Below are 542 nucleotides of genomic sequence, written 5' to 3'. Positions count from 1 at the left end.
CTGATCATGGCGAACCACTCGGGTGCCGCATCGGGCCAGCCCATCAGCGAGATTCTGGCGTAATTGGTATCCCAGACGAAATCCGATTGCGTGGCAGAGAAGGTCCAGCTTGTCGGTGTGCCATCCAATGTGCCGGTGATGGTTCCGGTGGTCACCTGCGCCATGGCGGGTGAGACGAGGGCTGCAACGGCCAGCACCGCGAAAAGATGCCTTGTCATCATATGCTCCTGTCTCAGGGTGCGACTTCGATGATGGTCCGGCCCAGCACGGCCTGTCCTGCCACGTCGAGGAAACGCAATTCGTAGCGGCCCGGTGCATCCGGCAGCGTGATCTCAAGGCTGCTGCGCCCAATGGCACTTTCCGCGATGATCCAGCTGAAATCGGCCTGATCGGCACGGGCCAGCGCCACACGCTGATCGGCACTGTCACTGCCGCCGCTCCAGCTGATGGTGATGACTTCGCCGGGTTTGCCGGTGGCCGGAGCTTGCAGACCGGCGCCGTCATCCAGCGCCGCATCCGGTGCCAGCACCTCAAGGGGTCCC

Annotated in this window: 2 protein-coding genes; both read right to left on the bottom strand. The window is 63.3% G+C overall.

Going from position 1 to position 542, the window contains the following annotated elements:
• The coding region (locus H0485_RS21375; protein WP_226937883.1) for a hypothetical protein at positions 1–218 on the bottom strand (218 nt) is incomplete at its 3' end.
• 14 nt (positions 219–232) lie between these two features.
• Positions 233–542 (bottom strand): hypothetical protein (locus tag H0485_RS21370; RefSeq protein WP_226937882.1); only part of this gene is annotated, 310 nt, incomplete at its 5' end.

Origin of the sequence: Pseudogemmobacter faecipullorum (genome assembly GCF_020539525.1) — a bacterium.
GTDB classification, from domain to species: domain Bacteria; phylum Pseudomonadota; class Alphaproteobacteria; order Rhodobacterales; family Rhodobacteraceae; genus Pseudogemmobacter; species Pseudogemmobacter faecipullorum.
The sequence above is the reverse complement of the archived record's forward strand: the minus strand, read 5'-3'. Positions and strand labels throughout refer to the sequence as shown.